The following is a 23,509-nucleotide window of genomic DNA, read 5'->3' on the forward strand; positions in this document are numbered from 1 at the left end:
ACACCCACTTTTTGGGTGTACTTATTTCTTTATATTTTAAGTCTACGACTTATTTTTCACTAAACGGCTGGTATTTTTTCCCAGACCAAGATACACCTAAGTGCTGTGAGAATTCCAAAGTGTTCAAACGGACACCGTGTACAATTACAGACAAAAGGTTCAAAACCATGTTTAATCCATGACCAAATACAAGCAGGATGATTGCCAGTGCAAACATTGCGAGGTGTCCCAAAATCGGGCCTGCCAAAGTATTTACTGTGCTTGAAATCGCCGCACCTGCCAAACCTACGGCCCACAATCTGATGTAAGAAACGATATCAGAGAATACGTTTACTACTCCAAGCAAAACTGAAATGATGTTCTTCAAACTCGCAAGAATTGATTGAACCAAGCTTCCTTCATAATTTGAAAAAACAAAACTCAATGTAAATCCTACAGCGATTAACGAAATTGCAATCTTGCCAACCGGGACGTTTTCTATCGGTTCAGTCATCAAAAATACATCAGAATTGACGACCATTGAAAGAACAATCCAGAGCATACCGATAAGCTGCATAAGTGCACCGATATCTCCAAAAGCTTTTACCACGTGCTTTTCTGAAATATTTCGCTTTGTAGCCTTTACGTGGGCAATTGAAAGTTGGAGCAACGCAAGAGCAAAGCAGAAAATCTGCAAATTCTGATCTTTTGTCAATCCAACTCCTTCTTTTGTCACCCAGAAAGGAATCCACAGAGAATCTTCGTAAGCGCTTGAGACTAATGGTATCGAAAGATTTGTCAGCCATGAAGGTAACATTTTTGCAGGAATTCCAAACCATGTACAAGTGACAATGCCCCATATTACAGTTGCAATACCAAGCAAGAGCACTAGACCGAGCAAAGGGGATACAGGCTTTTTTGCCGCTTTATTTTTTAACATCAAAATAAAAGAGACAACTGTAACTAAAAGACCGTACCCGCCGTCACCGAAAATCATTCCAAAGAAAATCGTGAAGAATAACAAAAACCAGCCTGAAATATCAAATTCGTTGTATCCGGGAACAGTGCCGAGAAAATCGGTAAGAGGATAAACAAGGCTTACAAGTCTGTTGTTTTTAAGTTTTGTCGGAACTTCAGCATCATCTCTTTCAGCATCTTCCATTGCCAAAGCCCAGTGATTCTTTTTACATTCATTTTTGAAATTTTCGATATCGGCTTTTGGAACAAATCCGCCAAGCCAAGCGAGGTCGCTTTCTGTCCCTGCAGATTCGTGGCTGATTCCCGAATTAACATTCTCAAATTCAATATCCGATTGAAGCGCCTGTCTGAACTTCAAAATCGCATCGATATACTTTGCGTTTTCAGCATAGAAAGATTCAATTTTTTCAATTTCTGCTTTGTTGTTTTTTATATCTTCTTCCAAATCTGTTGTTGTCAGACGTGGCAAAGGAACTTCAAAAGCTTCTGGCAATAAATTTTCAGGACGCTCTTCTCCACCGTTTATAATGAGAAAACGAACTGTTTTCTTGTCATTATTTACAAGGATTGTGTGAATATTCGCATCAATCTGATGGTATTTATCAGTTGGAATTTCATACATTTTAAGCTGAATGCCTTTTTCTTTAAGGTATTTTATATCTTCAAGATTTACAGTACCCCATTTTGAAAAGCGGTCAAGTTCTGTTGTGTTTGCAGAAATTTCATCAAGAAGCTGCTTTTTTCTATCAGCTTTTGCAACAATTTCAGAGCATAGAGAAATAACTTTTTCATCGGATAAAGAAAGTTTTTGAGCTTTCGTATCTTTTGATTTTTTAGATTTATTGAATTCTCCTAAAATCGCTTCAGAAACATTTGTGTTGTTTGTATATTCTTTGAATGCTGAAAGTTTTTCGCTTGCACCCTCAATTTTTTCAAGATGAACTACACCGACTTTGCGCAATGCTTTTAGTGCATCCTCTTTTTCCTTGTTGAGAAGTACAATAGAGACTTTCATCATGTCTTCAATCATTGATCAGCCTCCTGTGCTTCATCGCTTTTAGCTTGCAATTTCTTTTTAGAGATTTTGCTTCTAACTACCGCAGCAACCTGTTCATCGCCGAGATAAACAGTGATTTTCTTTATATTCGCTTTTGTCTCAGGAATCTTTACTTTTTCGAACAAGTTTACACGCTGTGTAGTTGTTCTAAGTTCTTTAGCGAGCAGGCGAACTTGTTCATCAAGAACATCTGCTTCCAGATCTAAAGACAACGCTTTTTCCATTCGGTCTGCCGCCATATCGATCCAAAGAGGAGTTTCAAACAAATCGTAGTCTCCTCTTCCGAAATCGGCACCTTCATAAATCGGAATATTTACGCCGGCAATATTTCCGATGCTTTTTTTTATGTTTTTTACGGTGACCATGTCGGGTTTAAATGCTTCCCTTTCCCCAAATACTGCAATCCACTGGTCAAACTCTTTTTCAAGTTTAACTCTGGCTGCACGTACTTCTCTGGCTTTAGCGTCTATTGTGCGGATCTCTGTCTGAAGCTGCTGCTTTTTGAGCATAAGAGTCGGAAGGTATCGTTGAAACATTTTCAACGCATCTTTTTGTACCTTAAGCTCATTTTTTGTCAGCTTTATTTTTGCCATTTAAACATCCTTTTATATCCGCGAGTCTAAAAAACTCGTTACGATAAAATCAAAATGATTTTATTTTGGCCAATACTGTTCTATAAGAGAAGATTTTAATCCGGTTTCTTCCGAATCAAAACATTCTGCAAGAATTTTCCATCCTAGATCAAGAGCATCTTCGAGGGAGATATTCTTTGACAGATCCATCATATTGTTTTCGAATTTTTTACCGTAATTCAAAAGTTTTTCATCCCATCTGCTCATATTGAAACCCATTGATTTTTTTTCAAGGGTATCTTTATAAGAAGAATAAAGTCGAATCATACCGTCCATCAAAGCGCGGTGGTCAGGGCGTGTAGAACCGTTTACATTCTGCTTTAGACGAGACAAAGAACCGAACGGCTCAATACGTCCACCTTTAAGATAATACTGCCCTTCTGTGATGTAGCCTGTGTTGTCTGGGACTGGGTGTGTTACGTCATCACCAGGCATTGTCGTAACGGCGAGAATTGTTACAGAACCTGCGTCAGCAAAGTCTACTGCTTTTTCATAACGAGCGGCGAGCTGAGAATACAAGTCTCCAGGATATCCTCGGTTTGAAGGAACTTGTTCCTGCGTGATAGCGATTTCTTTCATAGAGTCGGCATAGTTTGTCATATCTGTGAGGAGCACAAGAACATCTTTTCCTTTAAGGGCAAACTGCTCAGCGACCGCAAGAGAAAGGTCTGGAATCTTTTGACATTCTACAGTTGGATCTGCGGCTGTATGCATAAACATTACAGTTTTTGAAAGAGCACCTCCATTCTCAAGTGTTTTCTTGAAATAAAGGTAATCGTCATATTTAAGTCCCATGCCGCCAAGAACGATTACGTCAACCTCTGCCTGCATAGCAATTCGAGCTAAAAGCTGGTTGTAAGGTTCTCCTGAGATAGAGAATATCGGAAGTTTTTGAGATACGACAAGAGTATTGAACATATCGATCATTGGAATACCTGTACGGATCATTCGGCGTGCCATGATACGTTTTGTAGGGTTTACAGAAGGTCCACCGATTGTTACAAGAGAATCTGCAAGAGCAGGTCCCTTGTCGCGAGGATGAGCAGACCCGTTGAAAATACGTCCAAGCAAATCATCAGAAAAAGAAACTTCCATCTGATGTCCAAGAAATTTAATGTGGTCACCGGTAGAAATACCGCGTCCTCCGGCAAAAACCTGCAAACTGACTACATCGCCGTCGATTTTGTTTACTTCGGCAAGAGATTTTCCAAAACGAGTCTCTATTTCGGCGAGTTCTCCGTATGCAACATTATCAGCTTTTACTGTAATTACACTACCAACGATGGATTCAATTTTACTGTATACTTTGTTCATCATTCACCATCCTTGAGCATTGCTGCAACTTCATCACGAATCTTGCCTTTTGCCGATTCATAATGAGTTTCAACTGCTTTTTCATTTTCTTTAAATTTATCAGACTTCCATTTAGAATAGTTCCAGTCTATAAATTTCTGACGCAACTGGTTGAAGAAGTTACGTGCTGTATCTTTATCAGAAAGTTCAAAATCGGAACCTAAAACTGTAAGAACTTTTGCAAAAGTATATTTTTGGCGTTCTACGCTAACTGCCGCATCTATCTCATCGAATGAGTTTTGCTGCATGTAAACTGCATCAAGAAATTCGCTCTTGAGATATACGATGTAATCTTGAGTTGTCGTACCGTCTTCTCCGATAACTTTCATCATCTGGTTGACTTCAACGCCGGAAAGGAATATATTGCGCGCATAAGAAACCCAGTTTTCAGGAAGCACTGATTTATATTTTGACCACGAGATGATTGGGTCGATTGCAGGATATTTACGTGCATCAGAGCGTTCCCGCGAAAGTCCGTGGAAAGCGCCGACAACTTTAAGCGTTGCTTGAGTTACTGGTTCTTCAAAGTTACCGCCGGCAGGAGATACTGTACCACCGATTGTTACAGAGCCTGTAGAACCGTCACGGAGTTTTACGATGCCGGCACGTTCATAGAACGCTGCGATATAAGATTCTAGGTAAGCAGGGAACGCTTCTTCTCCAGGTATCTCTTCAAGACGTCCTGACATTTCACGCAGAGCCTGCGCCCAGCGAGAAGTTGAGTCGGCAAGCAGCAATACATGCAACCCCATCTGACGATAATATTCAGCCAATGTAACTGACGTATAAACAGACGCTTCACGGGAGGCAACAGGCATAGATGATGTATTACAAATTATGATTGTACGTTCCATCAAGCTGCGTCCTGTTCTCGGGTCTTTAAGCTCAGGGAACTCTTTGATTGTCTCAACAACTTCACCGGCACGTTCACCGCAAGCCGCTATAATTACGATATCAACATCGGCATTTCGCGATGTTGTATGCTGAAGCACTGTTTTTCCGGCACCAAATGGACCTGGGATACAATATGTACCACCTTTGCAAACAGGATAGAATGTATCTATCAGACGAACTTGAGTTACCATCGGGTCAGTTGGAGCAAGCCTCTCTGCATAGCAGTCGACTGCACGTTTTACAGGCCATTTAAATGACATTTTTAGTTCATGTTCTTTGCCTTTTTCATCTGTCACAACTGCAACTGTATCTTTGATTGTATAGCTGCCTTCTTTTGACACTGATTTTACTGTATACATTCCAAGCAGATCAAAAGGAACTAAAATTTTATGTGTAAATGGACCTTCAGGTACGTGACCGATTGAATCTCCGCGGAGAACTTTATCTCCTTGTTTTACAGTTGGAGTCCATTCCCATTTTTTTTCTGATGAAAGAGGTTCTATATAAACGCCTCGTTCAAGGAAAAATCCAGCCTTCTCAGCGACGAGAGGAAGTGGGTTTTGTAAACCGTCAAATGTCTGACCGAGTAGTCCGGGGCCTAATTCTGCACAAAGAAGGTCACCTATTAATTCAACAGTATCACCGGTTTTAATTCCCTGTGTCATTTCGAAAATCTGCATCTGAGCTTTATTTCCGCGAATACGGATCACTTCACCTCTGAGCTTTTTTCCGTCTACGTTAACGTAGCCTACTTCATTCATAGAAACGCTGCCGTCAAATTCGATAGTGACCATGTTTCCGTTGATGCCGACTACTTTTGCTTTTGTATCCGTCATTATTTATCTCCATCCAAAATTGTATCGTAAATCTTATGATAAGATGTCTTTCCGTTTTCAACTTCAAACTTGCGCATACGCTCAATCAGCATAAGTCTTAAGCCATAAGCATATACCGAGTCAATGGAAAAAGCGTCCAAAGGGCGCAAATCATCAAGCAAGTTTAATCTATAATCGTAAAGAAACTGTTCCGCACTCAAAGGACTGTTCATTCCAACAGCGGTTCTTGCTGCTGAAATAATATCTGCTGTGCAACCCGAAGGCAACGGCAAACTGTCTTTTTTTAATTTTTGTGCACGAATTTGCGCAAGTGCAAATCGTAAGTTTCTTTCTTTTTCGTACCAAGTATCTAAAAAAGCAGAACCTGTAGCAACTCTTTTCCTAGGAGGAACGAGTGAGAGTGAATTAATAATAGCTTTTTCGCTGTCAGAAACAAAGCGGCACGCCAATTCACAAAAAGATTGTGTGTTCAAAGGCAATGCGGTTTTTCCTTCTGAAGATGAGATATTCGGTAACTGTGAAACCAAATAATAATAAGCCACTATTGAACGTCCTTTGCAGCGTTTTTGAGAAGTGCTGCAACTTTTGGGTTGAGATATGCGGCAAACATTTCTGCAAGGCTCTCCGCTGAATAATCATAGAAAGCCGCCCCATTTTTAACGCCGATTCTAAATCCTGCCGACAAAGTCTTATCAGGTTTAATTTCAAGACCTTTAGAAATCTCTGCTTTAAGAGATGCTGTGAGTGATTTTTCAAGCTCTTTAAGATCTTTTTCATTTAACAATACTGAAAGTTCGGAAGCATCTGCATTTTTTGACCATGCTTTTACTGTCTCGGGAACAAGTTTTTCAAGAACGGTTTTTGATTCAGCAGCTGTCGTTTCACTCAAAATTAAGCTATCAAGTTCTTTTATCAAAGAATCTTTAAATGAAAGAAGCATATTTCTTCCAGCCTGTGTAATGGCTTCTTCGCTGGCTTTCTCCATTCTTTCTGTTTCTGCTTTAGATTTTTTGACGATTTCAGAAGATTTTTCCTGAGCAGCGGCAATTATCGATTCAGCTTTTTTATTTGCCGATTCAATAATTTCAGCAGCTTTAGCTTCTGCAGCAGTGACACCATCTTTTTTGATCTTATCGATCAATTCCTGTAACTGTACATCCATTACTTTTTACCTCACAATTCATTTCGTTAACTTTTTTACAAATTATTTAATCATATATATAAAGAGCTTTTACACCTATTTATATTTTATATGTTATACAGATTTAATTTTTTATTGTAAAGGAATAAACTGTCTTTGCTTTCATTTTTTGTCCCGGTTTCAAAATACATATCGGAAATGTTTTTTGATTTGGGGAATCTGGGAAACATTGAGTTTCAAGACAAAAACCATCGTATTTATCATATATTCTGCCATTTTTACCGACAACGCCTTTGATGTAATTTCCTGAATAAAACTGACAGCCTTCCATGTTTGTAAAAACAGACATTTCGTGACCTGATTTTTCTTCTTTTACAACTGCAAAATGAACTAAATCCGAATCGTCGAGAGGAAGCCCACATTGTTCATTTTCAGGATTATACATCTCTGTGACATAGCAGTGGTCGTAGCCGACCCCAACATCTTTTATCTGCTTTCCGATTTTCTTTTCTTTAGTAAAGTCAAACGGAGTGCCTTCTACGTCGAGAAAATTTCCGGTCGGAATCAATTTTGAATTGACTTCAATATATTTAGTCGAATTCATCTGAAGAGAGTGCTGGCAAATGCTTCCTTTTCCGGCAAGGTTGAAATATGCATGGTTTGTGATATTTATAGGGGTAGCTTTGTCAGTCTCGGCGTTATATATACATGAAAAATTGTTGTTTTTATCAAGGAGATAAGTAACGGAAAGTTCTACATTTCCGGGAAAGCCCTGTTCTCCATCCGGCGACAACCTTGTAAATTTAACGCCGCAAGATTTTTCATCATCTATGATTTTTGCTTTCCACATCATTTTGTCGTATCCGTCAAAACCTCCATGAAGAGTATTTTGACCGTCATTTTTGTCGAGGTTATATTTTTCCCCATCCAAAGAAAACTCCGCTTTAGCGATGCGGTTTGCAAATCGTCCTACGATTGAACCGAAAAAGAAATGAGAATTTATGTATCCGTCCAATGTTGAATATCCGAGCAAAACGTCTGTTTTTGACCCATCTTTATTTTTAAGGATTATACTTGTGAGGATACAGCCATAATCAGTGCAGGAAAATGACATATCATCATTTTTTACAGTATAAAGGTTTACTTTAGTTCCATCAGACAGCATACCGAACTTCTGCTTTGTAACTTTCATTATATCTACCTCTCTAAATGCTAAAATCCAATAAAAAGCACTATTGTAACATGTCTATTATAAACTGAACTTCTGAAATTGAACAAGATAGTTCTGATGCAATATCTTCAATCTGCATGCCGGAATTAAAAAGTTTTTCAATTTTAGTGTTGAGAAAAGAAGGCGATTTTTGTTTATCTATCATTTTTTCATCGTATACTTTTGTGATGATAAGAGGCACTTCTTTATATGCGGCGCCATCTTTTGTAACTTTTGTCTCATCTTTTAAAACAGACGTTTCTTCCTGTTCAAAAAGCGATTGCTGTCCGTTTTCATCGATTTTTTTTGTCACAGAAAATGAATCATCAGGATTGATATAAGATTTGGAAAAAGATTGCTTTATCTGTCCGACAGGTTTTATGCCACCGAGCTTATCATTTTCAACATAGACAACCCTGTTGCTTTTTTTTGCGCCGAATTTTTCGGCTTCGGCAATCATCTCTCTAAGCCTTTGAGTCGCTTCGTGAAATTCTTTCATTTTTTTGTTTGCTTCGTTCATAAATTCTGAAGTGCGCCTTGTAGCTTCATTGATTAATTCAAGGTCGCGTTTTGTATTGTTGTTTACATCTATGATGATTTGATTCATCTTGTTTTTTGTTGTATCGATGATTGAATCTGTAGAAAACAATTTTTTGAAACGTACGAGAATTATCAGCATCAAAACAATGCTTATACATGAAAGAATTATCGCAATTACAGAAAGCATATTTTATCCTGTTATATCTATGACTGTGCCTAAGTTTGAATTGTCGCTTTTTAGTGGTCTATTTATAAAATCATCTGTTTGTTCTTGATTTTCCGGCTTTTTTCTTTTTTGTTGTTCAGTAAAATCGGTGGAATTTGAACCGTTTTGATTTATGGAATTTGCTTTAGCTTTTTCGTTTGAAGTTTCTTGAACTTTTTTATTTTCTTCAAGTTTTCGCTGAATATTGCTTTGCTGATGCATAGCTTCTGTAAGCTGAGTTTGCTGTGACGCAGATAACGTTTTTGCAACATTCTCTAGCTGCGAGTACATTGTCTGGAGGTCAATTGGTGATATAGCCATCTGTCTGCTCCTCAGTTAATGAAGGTGGCTCATAAGGACCACGTTTACTGAAACTCTTGTCATAGTAGAAAGTAACATTTTTAGTGTCGAGTTTAACTTCGTCTAAAACATCTCGAACATAAACTTTTACGCCGGCGTAAACATCGCCTTCAACTTTCACCTTGCCAACCGCTTTAAGTTCTCTAAGATGTGCTTGTATTGCATTTATTTCTTTTGTCATTTCTTCGAGGTCTGTACTTATGTGTTCGCAGTGCTCTTTCAATGATTTGAGTTTTTCTTCTTTTTCCTGAGGCAGTTTGCGGCGTACCTTTTTTTGTTGTTCAAGCGTCTGAATATCCAAGTCGCAGTTTTCATACTCTTTTGTCGCTTTTGCCTGCATATTCTGAAGTTCTTCAAGCCGCTTTTTTGCTCGTGGGTCAATTCCAACTTCGAGGATTGTCTCTGTACCGCCACCCGGAGAACCTAACTTGCGTGCACATATTTCCTCCGTAGCAAGAAGATGCCCACCTATGATTTGAGCTTTTTTACCGCGCAAAATGATATTTTTCATAGCCGTTACATTAGAGTTTACGATTGAATCATATACAATTACGTTTTCTTCAACTTCTACTGTTGTGTCGTTTATAAACTTTGCCCAAAGCGATTTGCCGGCTTTTATGTAGCCTTCACCTTTTCCAAATATGCCCTGACGGACAATCACGTTTCCTGTTGCCTCAAGGCGAGATTTATCTACAATGCCGTTGACTTCGATATTTGTTGCTTCAATCTTGTATCCTTCTTCGACATTTCCTTTTATTACAACTGTTCCGACAAATTTTATATCGCCAGTCTTAACGTTTACTGCATCAAGATATTTTACAGGGTCGACTGAAACTTTGCCGTTTACAAGCATGACTTCGCCGTCAATCTCGGCTTTGATTGTCAAACCGTCACGGTCAAGCCGCACATTATGACCGAGCTGAATCTGAATGTCTTTTCCATTTTTTGCTTCAAGATAGCGCCCGAACAAAGTCTTTCCGCCTTTACCGCGTTCAGCAGGTATTTTTTGAGCAAGAGGCTGGTCGGCTATAACGTTTTGAATCTGATTGAGTTCCTTATAGTTTATCTGACCGGTATCAGATATTTTTGCCTTGAGTTTCTTCGGATCAATTTCAAAGTTGTATGAAATATATGCGTCGCGTCCATCAACAGGCATTATAGCTTCGCAAACTTCATAAGGAGTATTGTAAACAGGATTATCGACAAATTCATTGACTTTTTCTTCATTGATGCACTGCTCTACAACGCCTTGAGAAATGATTACGCGTTTTATCATATCGAAAGATGCTTCCGAACCGCTCATAGCAGGTGGAGATACAATTATAGAGCCTTTGAGCTCGTCTTTTGAAACTTCGATTCCGATTACAACATCGCCAGCTGGAACGTGTTTATATGCGCCAATCTGCAAATAAGTATTGTCTGTTCCTTGCTTTACATATTTTTTAATTAAATCTTCATCAAAATCAAGAGTGTCAGGGCGTTTTACTTCAGCTATAACATCTTTTAGCTCTATCGGAAGTCCATTTCCAAGCGGAAGAATAACCTTAAGCATGATATCGGCTTTAAAATGTCTGATATAGAACATTCCATCGCGGTTAGTAACTTGCTTAACAGCAGTTTCGCTTTCTTCATCAAACAACCCTTCAGAAGCAAGTTTTGCAGTTCTCTTAACTGTTTTCGGATCTTGATAAACCACGATTTTCCAAGGTTTTTTGCCTATTCCAAAAAATCCGTCACTTCCCTTTTCTATAACTTCATAATGCAAATTTACAACTTTTGTATCTAGCTGGACAACTGCATCGGCGAGAGCTTCATCAATCGTGTCTGCATTGACTTCAACAGAATGCAGATTCTTGTCAACATCGAGTAAGTTTTTCATGTCTTCGCGAACTTTATCAAGATTTACCATGTTCAGTCCGTTTTATCATCAAATAATACCTTTTCGCAGGTTTGTAAGTTTTGCACGAAGCCTTAAGTTCGCTTTTGTATGCAATTGAGAAATACGCGATTCACTCACTTTAAGAACTTCACCAATTTCTTTAAAAGTCAAATCTTCATGATAGTAAAGTACAATCACTAATTTTTCTTTTTCCGGCAATTCACTGATAGCTTGTGCAATAACTTTACGAATCTCTTCACGTTCTGCAATTACATCAGGATTAAGGCTCGATGGAGACTCGATGTTGTTCCCGATCGACATATTGTCGTTATCATCACCCGCATACCAGACATCATTTAAAGAAAGAACGCTTGTTCCTGAAATTTTCATAATAGTTCTGTGATATTCATCTTCACTCATATTCAAAGAACTAGCGATTTCGCTATCTGTTGCAGTTCTGCCAAGCCTTGATTCTAGTGTCACGATTGCATCTTCAATCTCTCTCGATTTTTGACGAACAGAACGTGGAACCCAGTCGATCTGCCTCAACTCATCAAAAATTGCACCGCGGATACGAGTGACCGCATAAGTTTTAAATTTTACGTTTTTTGCTGTATCGTATTTATTTATGGCGTCAAGAAGTCCAAACTGTCCGTAGCCGACAAGGTCGTCAAATTCGACAGATGCCGGCAAACCGACTGCGACTTTTCCCGCTACATATTTCACAAGAGGCATGTATTGTCTGATAAATTTATCTCTCAGGGCAGGAGATTTTGTTTTTTTAAATTCTTCCCAAAGCTCATCTTCTTCTTTTTCATCATTAATTGGCATTTATTTAACCCTCTTATTATGAATTTTCATCTGCTAATATTGAACTTATCGCTTTTGCCATAAGTTCAGCATCTTTTACTTCCGGCTGTGCTTTAGAAGACGAACTTGATGAAAAATCAGACTTACCGATTATTTCGGAATTGCCTTCAAAACTTGATGGTTCACCTTCATTGCTTTCTGTAAATGCAAAATTTTCCATATCGGGAAGTGTATCCAAACCTATTCCTTCTCCGGAGCTTGCAACATTGACATTAGCGTCCGGTTCTGTTCCCGCTTCTTTTGGCGAAACAGCCTCTGTCCCTGAAACATTTTCTATATTTTCTTTTGCTCTCAAAGGAACAAATCCTGAATCACCACTTTCTGCTGATTTTTTTACACCAGTTGCATTGCCGATGTCAGAGTCATTTAGCATCTGGTGATTTTCGCCCACAACAAAGTGATTTTGACTTTCACTTCGCTCAAGCTCTTCATCTTCAATCGTGATATCAACGACATTCCCGGTTTTTGGAGAATCGGAAGCGGTTGACGTCGAAGTTGAATAATCAGAGGATTCACCAGAAGAATCCTCGCTTAAAAATTTTTTGAAAACAAAGTTTATCGCAAATCCAAGCAGCGCAAAACAAACGGCAAAAAAAAGCTTTAAGTAAGATTGATAAAAAGGAAGAATGTGAAGTTAGACCGAATACGAAGGACAAAATAAATCCGCATGATGCAAATATAATAATATTTTTGATACTTCGCATTTTTCCTCCCAATTTAAAAAATCGAATATATTATACTACAATATGTGAAAAATAACAGTTTAATTTAAATTTTTAATGAAACTATACATCACTGATTATTTTCCCTTTCTGCTTAAGAATTTTTTTAAGAAACTTGAAACTCCTTCATTGTATTCGGGCTCGTTTTTTTCAATTCTTCCGACGATATGTTTTAAATAAACTGACGGTTTTGAAGTTGGATTTACAATAATGAACGGTTTTTGCCTTATTACGGAAGCCATGACAAACGGATCTTCTGGAATGCAGCCGAGATATTCGATTTTATAGCCAAGGAACTGTCCGACAATTGTGATTATGCGCTCTGCAATTCGTTTACCTTCATCAGGCGAATGGACTCTGTTGACAATCAGTTTGATCGTAACTGTTCTGTCGACAATTTCTGTCGTGATGATTTTAATAATACCGTAAGCATCTGTGATCGCAGTCGGTTCTGGAGTCGTAATTACAAAGACTTCATCAGCGGCAGCAACAAACTGAAGAACGTTATTTGCAATACCTGCGCCTGTATCTATTATGATGATATCTGCATTTCCAAGCGTTGCAAACTGATTTGCAAAATATTCGAGTTCTTCAACACTCAAGTTTGCAATTTTTGAAAAACCGTTTGCTCCGGCGATGAATTTGATTCCAAATTCTGTGTCCATAATGATTTCTTTCATCGTCTTTTTTTTGTTGATTACGTGCATCAGGTTGTAATCGGGAACAATATTCAGAAGAACATTTACGTTTGCCATTCCGAGGTCGCCGTCGATCAAAATTACTTTTTTGCCAAGTTGAGCGTATGCAATAGCCATATTTACGGCTGTATTTGTTTTTCCAACACCACCTTTTCCACTTGTGATTGCGATTATTCGTGTATTATGTTCTTGTTTTTTTAAAGTTTTAGTCGAATCTTTATCTCCAGCTGGCTTGTCGCCAAACAATTCACTTAATCCTTCTGCCTGCTCTTCCATACTTATTCTCCAAATTTATCTTCTATGTGTATTCTATCTACCTTAAAGTTTTCAAGGCGAATTAAAAAATCAACTACATTTGATTTTTTTATATCTCGGGACGCAACTTGTCCGTGAGCAATATACGAGATTGATTTGTGCTTATCGTTTAAAACGCTTATTACGTTTCCAAACTGTCCGGATTCATCACATTTTGTAATTATAACAGATTTATAACCGAATGGTTCATAGTTCTGCATTATGTTTTGCAAATCTCGGTATTTTGTCGAAGCTGTGAAAGCAAGATAAATGTCAGGATTCATGCCCGGTACATCGAGCAAGAGTTTCATCTGAGCAATATGTGTAGCATCATTAGGGCTAAAACCGCTTGTATCTATAAAAATTGCATCTACGTTATTTTTATATTGGTCATAGAGCGTTTTTAAGTCTTCAGAGCGCTCAGCTTTGTACACAGGTGCACACATTCGTTCGCACCACCTTTCAAGCTGTTCCATAGCGCCAACGCGCATTGTATCTGTAGTTATAAAACAAATCTCAGGGCGTTTTCCGTCGTTATCAACAGCAAATTTTTTTACAAACTGAGCGGCAAGTTTTACAAGGGTTGTCGTTTTTCCGACTCCTGTAGGTCCTACAATGATAAAAACATGAGGAGGACGGTATACATATTCGTTTGCAATAGAGATAGTCTCTCCAATCCAGTCGACAACGCGCCTTTCAACAAGGTCAAAGTTTTCTAGGTCTTCGAGAGAAAACTCATTTCGTATTTTTTCTTCAATCATTTGGATGAATGAAAAAGAAAACTCATTTTGCTCAAGAAGTTCATCAATTTTTTTTATTGTTTGATGTTTATCGCTTGAGCCCAACGAAATATTTTTAAGTTGTTTGCTCAGCTCTTCTTTTAATTGAGCAATATTGTTGTTCATCTGATTCATCTGAGAGTTGATCAGCACTGAACTTTGATTTTGCAAAATTGCTGCCCGATTTTTTTCAAGAGTTTGTTTCTCTGCTTCTTCATCATACCGAAAATCAGAATTAAATGACTTTTGGTGATTTACGACATACGTTACAATGATGACCGGTTTGTGCTGCAAAAATAAAAATCCACATCGCTTTTCAGTAACATTTTTATCTGTTATTCTGTAACCGTTTTTGCCGTATCTTTTAAAGAGTTTTGTCCTAATCTCTTCAATTGATTCTCCATATTCTTTTAATTCTATGTCATCATAAGCCATAACGTCTTATTCCTCTTTGCCGCTTTTATAAACATTTTTACTGATCATCTGTAATTTCAGCAATCACTTCAACAGAAATATTATTTCCCGCTGCATATAGTTCCATATCCGATAGAACAACGACTCCCGGCTGTTCTCGTTCAATAGAGGCTCTTACAAGTTGCCTAACTTGACTTACACAAAGTATGATAGGCATATATCCCATCTGATTTATCTTGCTGAGAGAGCTGCTGACTGCGTTAATCCATCTGCGGCGATCTACAGGATCAAGAGCAACATAAGGTTTTGAACCGTCTGGCGGATTATACGCGTGTTCAAGAATCATCTCTGAAAGTTCTTCGGAAAGGCGCATAACACGGAGTTTTTTATCGTTTGGATCTGCATACTGCATACATATTTGCAAACCTAGAGCTTCACGAACTTTTGCAGTAAGTTCCCAGATATTGTGTGTTACGCCTGAATAATTTGCCATCGTCTCAAGAATTTTTACATAATTTCTGATTGAAACTTTTTCTTCCAAAAGATTTTTCAAAACTTGCTCGATTGTACCGTAAGATATTTTTGCAGTGTTCAACACTTCATCGACTAGCACAGAATTTCGCTGTTTTACAGTATCAAGGATAACCGAAACAGACTGACGATCGAGCAATTCGGCAGCGTGAGAACGGATGATTTCTGTAATATGAGTTGAGATGATTGTTGGCGGATCGACAACAATATAACCTGCGCTTTCAGCTTCGCTTCTGCGGCTTTCCGGTAACCAAATTGCATCCATGCCGAATGCAGGATCTTTTGTACGCTCTCCATCAAGCTGTTCAGTGACAGAGCCCGTATCCATACACATAAGATATCCTATGCGAACAGTTGCGTGCCCCGCTTCAATTCCTTCGATTTTGAAACTATAGTCGTTCGGTTCAAGGGTCATATTGTCCTGAATTCTGATTTTTGGAATATCAAGACCTATATCGTGACGTGCCTCTGTCCTAATCCTATAAATTCGTTCAAGAAGTTCTGCCCCTTTTTGTTTGTCTACAAGAGGAATCAGACCATATCCAATCTCGAGGGAAAGAGGATCTAGCATGACAATTCTCTCTGAATCGTTTGCTCCTGAGCCCTGAGCGCCGCTATTTTTCTGAGATGCTTCTCTTTCTGCCAACACTTGCTTCTGCTTGTCGCGAGTCATTTTATATCCGATAAATATCAGCAATCCGCCGACTGGAACCAAAAGAAATTGAGTGTTGCTTCTGAGAATAAATCCCGCAACTATTAAAACTGCACCGACAATTTCATAAAGGTGACCATCTGCTGTAAATTCGCTTTTCAGTTGTTTATCAAATGTTTCATCACCTTTCGTACCGGTTACAAGCAAACCTGTAGCAAAAGAAATAATCAATGAAGGAAGTTGAGATGTAAGGCCGTCTCCAATCGTGAGCGATGAATATGTAGACATCGCTTCGCTGATTCCCATCGATTTGTTTCCAAAAAAACTTGCAAGGGCAGTTCCCATCAAAATTCCACCGATAAGGTTTACAACAGTGATCACGATACCAGCTTTTACATTTCCGCTTACAAATTTTGAAGAACCGTCCATGTTTGAATAAAAATCTATATCTTTGCGGACGGCAATTTTCAGCTGTTCTGCCTGCGCTTCATCTATTGCGCCGGTGTTGAGTCTGTTGTCTATATCAAACAGTTTTTGGTTCATAGAGTCCAAACTGAATCGCGCAGCTACTTCCGATACACGTCCGGCCCCTTTTGTAACTACTAAAACCTGAACTACAATCAAAATAATAAAGATGATAAAGCCTACAAGCAGATTGTTTCCTGCAACAATGCTCGCAAAAGCCTGAACCATGTTGCTCTGACCTTGAAGAGTTCCGTTTACTATTTTTCCGGTCAAAATAAGCCTTGTCGAAGAAATATTGATTGCAAGGCTGAACAAAGTTTGAAGCAAGATAACGCGTGGAAACGTCTGAAAATCAGACGGACGCGGCAACTGAACAACTACCAGCAAAATGATTATAGAAAATGCAAGATTAAGAATCATGCTTAAGTCTACTAAAAATTTTGGAATCGGGATAAACAAAAGAAATACAGCAAGCACTACTGCAACCGGTACAATATTACTCTGTAAAAATTTTATAACTTTTCCACGACTTTCGTTTGCCATAAGTCCCCACCCAGCAATCTACGAATTTTGTTTTTTGAATTTATCTAATTGAGAATAAATTACAGCTATAGTTTTATAATATATTTGAGGTATTATATCACCAACTTCAACGTTTGTATATAAATCTCGTGCGACAGGTCTATTTTCTACAATTGGAATATCATTTTCCCGTGCAATTCTCTTTATTGTCTGAGCAAGATTATCTTCACCTTTTGCATTGACTACAGGCGGAGCATCTGCAATAGTCGGATCGTACTTTAAGGCGACAGCAAAATGTGTCGGGTTTGCGATTACAACATCTGATTCTGCAACAGCCTTTGGAATATTTTGCTGCAAAAGTGCTCTTTGCATCTGCTGAAGTTTGCTTTTTACCTCAGGGTCTCCTTCCATCTCTTTGTATTCTTCTTTCTGTTCCTGTTTTGTCATCTTCATTTCCTGCATAAAATCATGACGCTGGACAAAATAATCAGGGATAGAGATTGCAAGGAATATAATTGCGACTGTAATCATGATTTGGGCAGCCATCTTCGCAACTTTTCCAATAGCCATACCGATGTCACCGTTGTCGATTATATCGATTAGGACAAATATATCTTTGCGAATGCAGATGTACGCTACAAAAACTATTATTGCAACTTTTCCAAAAGACTTCGCAATATTAAACAAACCTTTTGCAGAAAAAATAGTTTTCTTGAGATATTCTCCGATATGAGGAATTATTTTGTTAAATTTTGGCTCAATCGGCTTTAAGCTGAAAATAAAGCCTTTTGTTTGAATGATATTTCCAGCAATTGCAGAAACAGCGCTGACTAGCCCGACAGGTAAAACACATTTTATAATGATTTCAAAAAAAATAGATATAAATGCAGGATTTTTGATTTCCGTAGTGCTGCATTGTGAAAAATAAAATCTGAAACTTGTTACGACTTCGCCCAAAATCCATTTTGACAGAAAAATTAAAGTGACAACGCATAAAAGCAAAATTAAGGCGCTGCTGACTTCCTGACTTTTTGCGACACGCCCCTCTTTTCTCGCTTTTTCAAGTTTATATTCTGACGGTTCCTCTGTTCTTCCTTCATCTTCGGCAGCCATTATTTAATTCCTCCCGAAATCTCTCGAAACAATTGTTCCAACTCGGAAAAGCCTTTATTAAAAGACCTGATAAAAAAGTCTATCAAACTCGGCATGAATATCGCAATCATAAAAAATGCGACTAAAATCATGACCGGAAAACCTTCCGACAAAAGATTCATCTGAGGTGCAGCTTTAGTCAAAAGTCCTGTGCACACCGTGATTAAAAACAAAGTTCCAATGACAGGAAGCGCAATCACAAGCGCATCTGCAAAAAGGCTCGACAGTCCTTTTACCATAAAACGTGCAATATGTTCGTTTGCAGTCGCAATGCTCAGTGCATTCAATGAAGAAAAACTCGTCACCAATCCTTTAAAAAACAATCTTTGGAACCAGTGCGTCTGCATAAAAACGAGCATCGCTACTAAGTTAAAAAACTGTCCCATCAAAGGGTTTTCAACTTGAGAAAGCGTATCATAAGAGCTTGCAGCCGAAAGCCCCATCTGAAATGCAACAAACTGACCGGCTGTACTGAAAGCTGCAAAGATGATAGAAATAAAAAAACCAATCAAAATGCCGATTAAAACTTCGCCGGCTAGAACAAGAACGTACTGCAGAGAAAAAACGCCGTCTTGATTTATAAATTGAGAATAAGAAGTCAATTCTATTCTTCCAAGTATAAAAAAAGCCATATAGCCTGCAAAAGCAACTTTTGCGATTCGAGAAGCTGAACGCATTGAAAACATAGGAAGCGTAAAAACCAAAGCCATGCATCTTGCAAGAATGAGAAGATAAAAAGGTGCATTTATCAAAATATTATCAAGCATCTATTACCTTTCCAATTTTCAGTTACTTTGCAAAATCAGGAATTCTTTTGAACAATTCAATTGTGTATTCACCGAGAGATGAAAACATCGTTCCTCCAAGCAAAGCAAGCACGATTAAAATTACAATCAATTTCGGCAAGAATGTCAGAGTCTGCTCCTGAATAGAAGTCGTAGCCTGAAAAATAGCAACAACCAAACCGACTATCAAAGCTAAGAGAAGAACCGGGAGCACAGCAGATATAACTTGAACAATTGCGCCTTGCATTAAGCTTGAAATTATACCTTTTGTCATTTTTTACCACCTATTTTATTACAGAAACAAACAATTGCTGAGTCAAAAGACCCCATCCGTCTACAAGCACAAATAAAACAAGCTTAAACGGCATAGAAATCTGGACAGGAGGAAGCATCATCATCCCCATAGACATCAAAATGCTCGCGACGACCATATCTATTATGATAAACGGAATGTACAATATGACACCGATTTTAAATGCAACTGTAAGTTCATGAAGGATATAAGCTGGAACGAGTATGTATGTTTTTACATCTGCAAGAGTATTAGGTTTGTCGAGCTTTGCCATGTTCATAAACATTTTTATATAACTCGTATCATCTGCCATCTGAGAATACATAAACATTCTAAGAGGAGATTCGGCTTCCTGATATGCTTGTTCAATTGTGATTTCATTGTTTGAAAGAGGTTTATACGCGTTGTCGTAAATTTTTGTAAAAGTCGGCCACATCGCAAAAAGAGTCATAAAAAAAGCGATGCCATTTAAAACGGAAGTCGGAGGCACTTGCTGCAACGAAAGCGCTCGTTTTATAAAATCCAACACGATTGAAAAGCGCAAAAAACACGTTACGAGAATTAAAATGCTTGGCGCAAGAGTTAATACTGTAAGAAGGAGCAAAAGCCTTATGCTGAATGCTGTCTGAGCCCCTGTCGTGGGATTTGTAACTTCTACAGAGATGTTTGGGACTAAAGGAGCACGTAAATTAGGGTTTACCTGCATCGTTCCTTGTGAAGAGCCATTTGGAAAATTGTTGTTTTGCGCAGAAAGTCCTTCAGAAAAGATAAAAAAAATGCTCAATATCAATAAAACTTTTCTCAATTTTCTTTTCATGTCATGTCCCTCATCAGATATTGTTTTCCGAAGAATTATCGATGCCTTCCCTTTGTGTCTTTGATAGAACATCTTCAACTTTTTTTTCAGAATCGCTGAATATGTTTTTTTGCTTATTTCCTTTGATAAGGAACATATCGAGGACTTCAGAAAAAGAAGTCGCTTTTTTGATGTTAGTTTTTTTGTCCGCAGTAAGATTCATTGCTTTTATCAATTCATCGTCATCAATTTCTCCGAGCATAGTAATGCTATCCTCTGTGACACCGATTAAATATGCTTTATCAATTAAAGTGATCACTTCTATAGTTTTTCCCGGAGCGATGTTGATATATGCTGCGCGGCGTAAATATTCATCATCAGTCTTTACGACGTTAGTTTTTTTCTTTACAAACCACAAAACGCCATATATAAGAGCGACGACTATTATCAATGCGACGATCATCCTCACAAAAGTAAGCACTGTTGAAGGTCTTTTGTTTTGAGTTGTCAAATTGTTGGAATCAGTCCCGGCTGCATCATCAAAATTCAATGAAATTTGAGATTCGGTCACAGACTGATTGTCCTGAGTTTTTTCAGATTGATTATTTTGCGAATAAATACAGAAAACTGAGGCAAAGAATAAAATCGTTGCCACAATTATTTTTTTTGATTTTCCCAATTTTTCCCACCCATTAAAAATCGGTTTTATTTTAAATCACTTACACGTTCCATCGGAGAAAGAATTTCTGTTACACGAACACCGAAGTTTTCATCGATAACAACAACTTCTCCTTTGGCAATCGGTTTATGATTTACAAGAATATCTACCGGTTCACCGGCAAGTTTATCAAGCTCAATGATTGTTCCTTCGCCCATCCCAAGAATATCTTTTATAGATTTCTTTGTACGACCGAGTTCTACAGTCATCTCCATCAGTACGTCCATGATCAAACTGATGTTACCTTGTTCGCCTGCATTCAAGCCTGCCTGTAGATTAGGAAACTGTAGCTGTTGAATATTCGGAACGTTCATTCCCATGTTCGGCATCTGCATCTGAGCCATTCCGCCCATATTAGGCATTTGCATTTGAGCCATACCACCCATCTGCTGCATGCCTGCCATGTTCATTCCCATATTTTGTGCTGGGTTTGAGGCTTGCGTTGCAGCCATTCCGTTCAAATCAATTGGGTTCAACGCTTCAGCTTCAGAAGCTCCTCCGCCTAGTGCCTTTGTAATGCCTTCAGCAGCGTCTCCGCCGATACATTCCCACAATGTATAAGCGTTTCCATCAAGAGTCAATGGATAGCTTGCAAGTACAAAATCACCTTGAGGCAGCATGATCATCGCTTTTGATTCGTTTAGAGTCTCCGGCGTTGCATAAGCGAGACCAGGCACCTTTCCTTTGCTCTCAATTTCCGTTATTTCAGAGCTGATATGCGTAGCAACGAATTCAGAAACGACAGACAAAACCATATCATCAACTTCTGTCGCTTCTTCAGAGCTCACAAGCTGGAAAATTTTTAATGCAAACTCAGGAGCCATAAGATACAAGTGTGCACCTTTGATTCCTTCGTTGTAATCTGCAACAACCCCGATTACGACTTCAGGCAATTTTGACAAAACTCTGTCTCGGTTTGTTTCTTCCACAACCGGAGATTCACATACAAAGTTTGAACTTGTAGTCTTATTGATATTTTCTTCAAGTTTTGGACGCAAATCATTTGCTAAGTTCTGAAGCGTTGTGATATCAAAATGATATGTCGGACCGTTTCCAACATGTCCTGATGAATTTAATCCGTCTATTGCAACACCTGAAAGCAAAGCATCGATTTCATCCTGTGAGATTGCACCATCACTCATACGTTTCGTCTCCTTCAACAGAAAGCTCTTCAAAATCGTCGGAATCAACGTTTTCTACTTTTCCTGTAATCTGTACTGCCATTTTTTTCCCGACAACACCCGGCTGGCAATAAAACTTTTTTTTGTTTCCAACACTTAGAGAAATCGGGTCTCCTATTTTTATATCTGAAAGACGTACTACATCGCCGACGCGTAATGAAAGTACATCCCTGATTGACAAATTAACTGTTCCGATTTCAGCGACCACGTCCATATCGACACTTGTGAGCTGCTGTTTGATTGTTCCCAAATATTGCGTAGTCGAACTTTTACGAACAGACGAAAACCAGAACTGTGATGAAAGTTTTGAAATGATAGGTTCAAGGACAAGATAAGGAATACAGAAGTTCATCATACCTTCTTCATCGCCGACTTTTGTTTCAAGCGTTACAAGCACGACCATTTCCGTAGGAGGTACAATCTGCGCAAATTGAGGATTTGTTTCAATCTGGGCAAATCGCGGTCTTAAATCGATTACGCTTGTCCAAGCTTCACGGATATTAGCTAGGATTCTGACAATGACAGTCTCCATTACTTCCTGCTCAATATCTGTAAGGTCACGGTTTTTATTTCCTGTTGTCGCCCCTCGTCCACCAAACAGGCGGTCAATCATACAAAAGGTGATTGCAGGGTCAATTTCCAAAACTGCGTTTCCTTTGAGCGGATCCATATTGATTACAGCCAAAGTTGTCGGAGTTGGGATTGAACGAATAAATTCTTCATACGTCAGCTGATCTACAGAGGCAACGTGGACATGAACAAGAGAACGAAGCTGCGCAGACAGTGACGTTGTCGTCGAACGCGCAAAAGTTTCGTGCATACTTGAGATGGTACGCAATTGCTCCTTAGAAAATTTATCAGGACGCTTAAAATCGTAGATTTTAATTTTTCGAGCACTGTTGACCGGTTTAAAATCATCAGCTTCCGATTCACCCGAACTGATAGCTGTGAGTAACTGGTCAATTTCGTCCTGCGAAAGAACTTCGTTCATGCTTTCTCACTCCAACCTAATTTTGCTCAATTACATCTTTCTGCTGGAATACAACATCACGGATACGAGAACTGCTCAAAATCTTGTCGTTTATGCCATTTTTGATTTCGTTTTCCAAAGCATCTTCGTTATTTGTATTGCGAAGCTCAGCTGCTGTTTTTCCACTGAAATATCGGCGCAAGAATGCTTTTAATTCTACAGTTCTCTGTGTGATTTCCGTAGACGTTGTCTTATCATCTTTTTTATAAGCGAGAGCTACATCAACCCTGACAGTTGCAGGGGGATCGTCACTTGTCGTAGTCTGTATAACACCAAGCGATGTATACCAGTCATAAATTTCTCGTTGACCTGAAACATATTCTTCAGATGCAGGGATTGCCGTTATTTGAGTAGAATTTTTGCTTGTAATTTTTACAGTCACTATTACAACTACAACAATTACAATAATTGCAGCAAGTCCTATAATTATCCATTTTAAAAGACCGGAAAAAAGTCCGCCTAATCCACCTTTTTTTGACGGTGCAGCACTAGCTCCGCCATCTTCAAGATTGATGTCATCATCGTCTGCCATTTCCCCTCCAGC

At 38.6% G+C, this 23,509-nt stretch carries 24 protein-coding genes; all 24 read right to left on the minus strand.

Features of this window, described 5'->3' with window-relative positions:
- Positions 1-49 precede the first annotated feature (49 nt).
- The 24 genes from H9I37_RS06705 to H9I37_RS06820 all read right to left on the minus strand — a co-directional run bounded on the left by H9I37_RS06705 (position 50) and on the right by H9I37_RS06820 (position 23,497).
- Positions 50-1,987 carry a V-type ATP synthase subunit I gene (locus tag H9I37_RS06705; protein ID WP_187381681.1) on the minus strand — a complete coding sequence of 646 codons (1,938 nt, stop codon included), beginning with the start codon at positions 1,985-1,987 and terminating at the stop codon, positions 50-52.
- Positions 1,984-2,607 carry a V-type ATP synthase subunit D gene (locus H9I37_RS06710; protein WP_187381682.1) on the minus strand — a complete coding sequence of 208 codons (624 nt, stop codon included), beginning with the start codon at positions 2,605-2,607 and terminating at the stop codon, positions 1,984-1,986. Before H9I37_RS06710 ends, H9I37_RS06705 begins: the two co-directional genes overlap by 4 nt.
- 60 nt (positions 2,608-2,667) lie before the next feature.
- The gene (locus H9I37_RS06715) at positions 2,668-3,960 is read right to left on the minus strand and encodes a V-type ATP synthase subunit B (RefSeq protein ID WP_187382542.1); all 1,293 of its coding nucleotides are present in this window, start codon (positions 3,958-3,960) and stop codon (positions 2,668-2,670) included.
- A complete protein-coding gene (locus H9I37_RS06720) occupies positions 3,960-5,729 on the minus strand; it encodes a V-type ATP synthase subunit A (RefSeq protein WP_187381683.1) in 1,770 nt (589 codons plus the stop codon). The genes H9I37_RS06715 and H9I37_RS06720 overlap by 1 nt, the downstream gene beginning before the upstream one ends.
- Positions 5,729-6,271 (minus strand): DUF2764 family protein, encoded by a 543-nt coding sequence (locus H9I37_RS06725; protein WP_187381684.1) that lies wholly within the window; start codon positions 6,269-6,271, stop codon positions 5,729-5,731. The genes H9I37_RS06720 and H9I37_RS06725 overlap by 1 nt, the downstream gene beginning before the upstream one ends.
- A complete protein-coding gene (locus H9I37_RS06730; protein WP_187381685.1) occupies positions 6,271-6,891 on the minus strand; it encodes a V-type ATP synthase subunit E in 621 nt (206 codons plus the stop codon). Before H9I37_RS06730 ends, H9I37_RS06725 begins: the two co-directional genes overlap by 1 nt.
- Before the next feature lie 103 nt (positions 6,892-6,994).
- The gene (locus H9I37_RS06735; protein ID WP_187381686.1) at positions 6,995-8,062 is read right to left on the minus strand and encodes an aldose epimerase family protein; all 1,068 of its coding nucleotides are present in this window, start codon (positions 8,060-8,062) and stop codon (positions 6,995-6,997) included.
- A gap of 40 nt (positions 8,063-8,102) precedes the next feature.
- Positions 8,103-8,807 (minus strand): hypothetical protein, encoded by a 705-nt coding sequence (locus tag H9I37_RS06740; protein WP_187381687.1) that lies wholly within the window; start codon positions 8,805-8,807, stop codon positions 8,103-8,105.
- 3 nt (positions 8,808-8,810) lie between these two features.
- Positions 8,811-9,146 carry a hypothetical protein gene (locus H9I37_RS06745; protein ID WP_187381688.1) on the minus strand — a complete coding sequence of 112 codons (336 nt, stop codon included), beginning with the start codon at positions 9,144-9,146 and terminating at the stop codon, positions 8,811-8,813.
- Complete coding sequence (locus tag H9I37_RS06750; protein ID WP_187381689.1) at positions 9,127-11,094, minus strand: FapA family protein; 1,968 nt, start codon at positions 11,092-11,094, stop codon at positions 9,127-9,129. The genes H9I37_RS06745 and H9I37_RS06750 overlap by 20 nt, the downstream gene beginning before the upstream one ends.
- A gap of 18 nt (positions 11,095-11,112) precedes the next feature.
- The gene (whiG, locus tag H9I37_RS06755; RefSeq protein WP_187381690.1) at positions 11,113-11,895 is read right to left on the minus strand and encodes an RNA polymerase sigma factor WhiG; all 783 of its coding nucleotides are present in this window, start codon (positions 11,893-11,895) and stop codon (positions 11,113-11,115) included.
- Between the two features lie 16 nt (positions 11,896-11,911).
- The gene (locus tag H9I37_RS06760; RefSeq protein ID WP_187381691.1) at positions 11,912-12,307 is read right to left on the minus strand and encodes a hypothetical protein; all 396 of its coding nucleotides are present in this window, start codon (positions 12,305-12,307) and stop codon (positions 11,912-11,914) included.
- The gene (locus H9I37_RS06765) at positions 12,301-12,450 is read right to left on the minus strand and encodes a hypothetical protein (RefSeq protein WP_187381692.1); all 150 of its coding nucleotides are present in this window, start codon (positions 12,448-12,450) and stop codon (positions 12,301-12,303) included. Before H9I37_RS06765 ends, H9I37_RS06760 begins: the two co-directional genes overlap by 7 nt.
- Before the next feature lie 283 nt (positions 12,451-12,733).
- Positions 12,734-13,630 carry a MinD/ParA family protein gene (locus H9I37_RS06770; protein WP_187381693.1) on the minus strand — a complete coding sequence of 299 codons (897 nt, stop codon included), beginning with the start codon at positions 13,628-13,630 and terminating at the stop codon, positions 12,734-12,736.
- A gap of 2 nt (positions 13,631-13,632) precedes the next feature.
- Positions 13,633-14,862 (minus strand): flagellar biosynthesis protein FlhF, encoded by a 1,230-nt coding sequence (locus H9I37_RS06775; RefSeq protein ID WP_187381694.1) that lies wholly within the window; start codon positions 14,860-14,862, stop codon positions 13,633-13,635.
- 37 nt (positions 14,863-14,899) lie between these two features.
- Positions 14,900-17,032 (minus strand): flagellar biosynthesis protein FlhA, encoded by a 2,133-nt coding sequence (locus H9I37_RS06780; protein WP_187381695.1) that lies wholly within the window; start codon positions 17,030-17,032, stop codon positions 14,900-14,902.
- An 18-nt stretch (positions 17,033-17,050) separates the two neighbouring features.
- Positions 17,051-18,124 (minus strand): flagellar biosynthesis protein FlhB, encoded by a 1,074-nt coding sequence (gene flhB / locus H9I37_RS06785; RefSeq protein WP_187381696.1) that lies wholly within the window; start codon positions 18,122-18,124, stop codon positions 17,051-17,053.
- The gene (gene fliR / locus H9I37_RS06790) at positions 18,124-18,930 is read right to left on the minus strand and encodes a flagellar biosynthetic protein FliR (RefSeq protein ID WP_187381697.1); all 807 of its coding nucleotides are present in this window, start codon (positions 18,928-18,930) and stop codon (positions 18,124-18,126) included. Before fliR ends, flhB begins: the two co-directional genes overlap by 1 nt.
- Before the next feature lie 22 nt (positions 18,931-18,952).
- Entirely contained in the window at positions 18,953-19,222 is a 270-nt protein-coding gene (gene fliQ, locus H9I37_RS06795; protein WP_187381698.1) for a flagellar biosynthesis protein FliQ, read from the minus strand.
- 10 nt (positions 19,223-19,232) lie between these two features.
- A complete protein-coding gene (gene fliP, locus H9I37_RS06800; protein ID WP_187381699.1) occupies positions 19,233-20,057 on the minus strand; it encodes a flagellar type III secretion system pore protein FliP in 825 nt (274 codons plus the stop codon).
- Positions 20,058-20,070: 13 nt separating this feature from the next.
- Entirely contained in the window at positions 20,071-20,715 is a 645-nt protein-coding gene (locus H9I37_RS06805; protein ID WP_187381700.1) for a FliO/MopB family protein, read from the minus strand.
- Positions 20,716-20,741: 26 nt separating this feature from the next.
- Positions 20,742-21,896 (minus strand): flagellar motor switch protein FliN, encoded by a 1,155-nt coding sequence (gene fliN / locus H9I37_RS06810; protein WP_187381701.1) that lies wholly within the window; start codon positions 21,894-21,896, stop codon positions 20,742-20,744.
- A complete protein-coding gene (fliM, locus tag H9I37_RS06815) occupies positions 21,889-22,926 on the minus strand; it encodes a flagellar motor switch protein FliM (RefSeq protein ID WP_187381702.1) in 1,038 nt (345 codons plus the stop codon). The genes fliN and fliM overlap by 8 nt, the downstream gene beginning before the upstream one ends.
- A gap of 16 nt (positions 22,927-22,942) precedes the next feature.
- Positions 22,943-23,497, minus strand: a complete 555-nt coding sequence (locus tag H9I37_RS06820) for a flagellar basal body-associated FliL family protein (RefSeq protein ID WP_187381703.1) — start codon at positions 23,495-23,497, stop codon at positions 22,943-22,945.
- Positions 23,498-23,509 lie beyond the last annotated feature (12 nt).

The organism is Treponema sp. Marseille-Q3903 (genome assembly GCF_014334335.1).
Lineage (GTDB): Bacteria > Spirochaetota > Spirochaetia > Treponematales > Treponemataceae > Treponema_D.

Bases quoted from the DNA above. Each gene is read 5' to 3' on its own strand.
- H9I37_RS06705 (WP_187381681.1), bottom strand. From the start codon at position 1,987: ATGATTGAAGACATGATGAAAGTCTCTATTGTACTTCTCAACAAGGAA.
- H9I37_RS06710 (WP_187381682.1), bottom strand. From the start codon at position 2,607: ATGGCAAAAATAAAGCTGACAAAAAATGAGCTTAAGGTACAAAAAGAT.
- H9I37_RS06715 (WP_187382542.1), bottom strand. From the start codon at position 3,960: ATGAACAAAGTATACAGTAAAATTGAATCCATCGTTGGTAGTGTAATT.
- H9I37_RS06720 (WP_187381683.1), bottom strand. From the start codon at position 5,729: ATGACGGATACAAAAGCAAAAGTAGTCGGCATCAACGGAAACATGGTC.
- H9I37_RS06730 (WP_187381685.1), bottom strand. From the start codon at position 6,891: ATGGATGTACAGTTACAGGAATTGATCGATAAGATCAAAAAAGATGGT.
- H9I37_RS06735 (WP_187381686.1), bottom strand. From the start codon at position 8,062: ATGAAAGTTACAAAGCAGAAGTTCGGTATGCTGTCTGATGGAACTAAA.
- H9I37_RS06740 (WP_187381687.1), bottom strand. From the start codon at position 8,807: ATGCTTTCTGTAATTGCGATAATTCTTTCATGTATAAGCATTGTTTTG.
- H9I37_RS06745 (WP_187381688.1), bottom strand. From the start codon at position 9,146: ATGGCTATATCACCAATTGACCTCCAGACAATGTACTCGCAGCTAGAG.
- H9I37_RS06750 (WP_187381689.1), bottom strand. From the start codon at position 11,094: ATGGTAAATCTTGATAAAGTTCGCGAAGACATGAAAAACTTACTCGAT.
- whiG (WP_187381690.1), bottom strand. From the start codon at position 11,895: ATGCCAATTAATGATGAAAAAGAAGAAGATGAGCTTTGGGAAGAATTT.
- H9I37_RS06760 (WP_187381691.1), bottom strand. From the start codon at position 12,307: ATGCTAAATGACTCTGACATCGGCAATGCAACTGGTGTAAAAAAATCA.
- H9I37_RS06770 (WP_187381693.1), bottom strand. From the start codon at position 13,630: ATGGAAGAGCAGGCAGAAGGATTAAGTGAATTGTTTGGCGACAAGCCA.
- H9I37_RS06775 (WP_187381694.1), bottom strand. From the start codon at position 14,862: ATGGCTTATGATGACATAGAATTAAAAGAATATGGAGAATCAATTGAA.
- H9I37_RS06780 (WP_187381695.1), bottom strand. From the start codon at position 17,032: ATGGCAAACGAAAGTCGTGGAAAAGTTATAAAATTTTTACAGAGTAAT.
- flhB (WP_187381696.1), bottom strand. From the start codon at position 18,124: ATGGCTGCCGAAGATGAAGGAAGAACAGAGGAACCGTCAGAATATAAA.
- fliR (WP_187381697.1), bottom strand. From the start codon at position 18,930: ATGCTTGATAATATTTTGATAAATGCACCTTTTTATCTTCTCATTCTT.
- fliQ (WP_187381698.1), bottom strand. From the start codon at position 19,222: ATGACAAAAGGTATAATTTCAAGCTTAATGCAAGGCGCAATTGTTCAA.
- fliP (WP_187381699.1), bottom strand. From the start codon at position 20,057: ATGAAAAGAAAATTGAGAAAAGTTTTATTGATATTGAGCATTTTTTTT.
- fliN (WP_187381701.1), bottom strand. From the start codon at position 21,896: ATGAGTGATGGTGCAATCTCACAGGATGAAATCGATGCTTTGCTTTCA.
- fliM (WP_187381702.1), bottom strand. From the start codon at position 22,926: ATGAACGAAGTTCTTTCGCAGGACGAAATTGACCAGTTACTCACAGCT.
- H9I37_RS06820 (WP_187381703.1), bottom strand. From the start codon at position 23,497: ATGGCAGACGATGATGACATCAATCTTGAAGATGGCGGAGCTAGTGCT.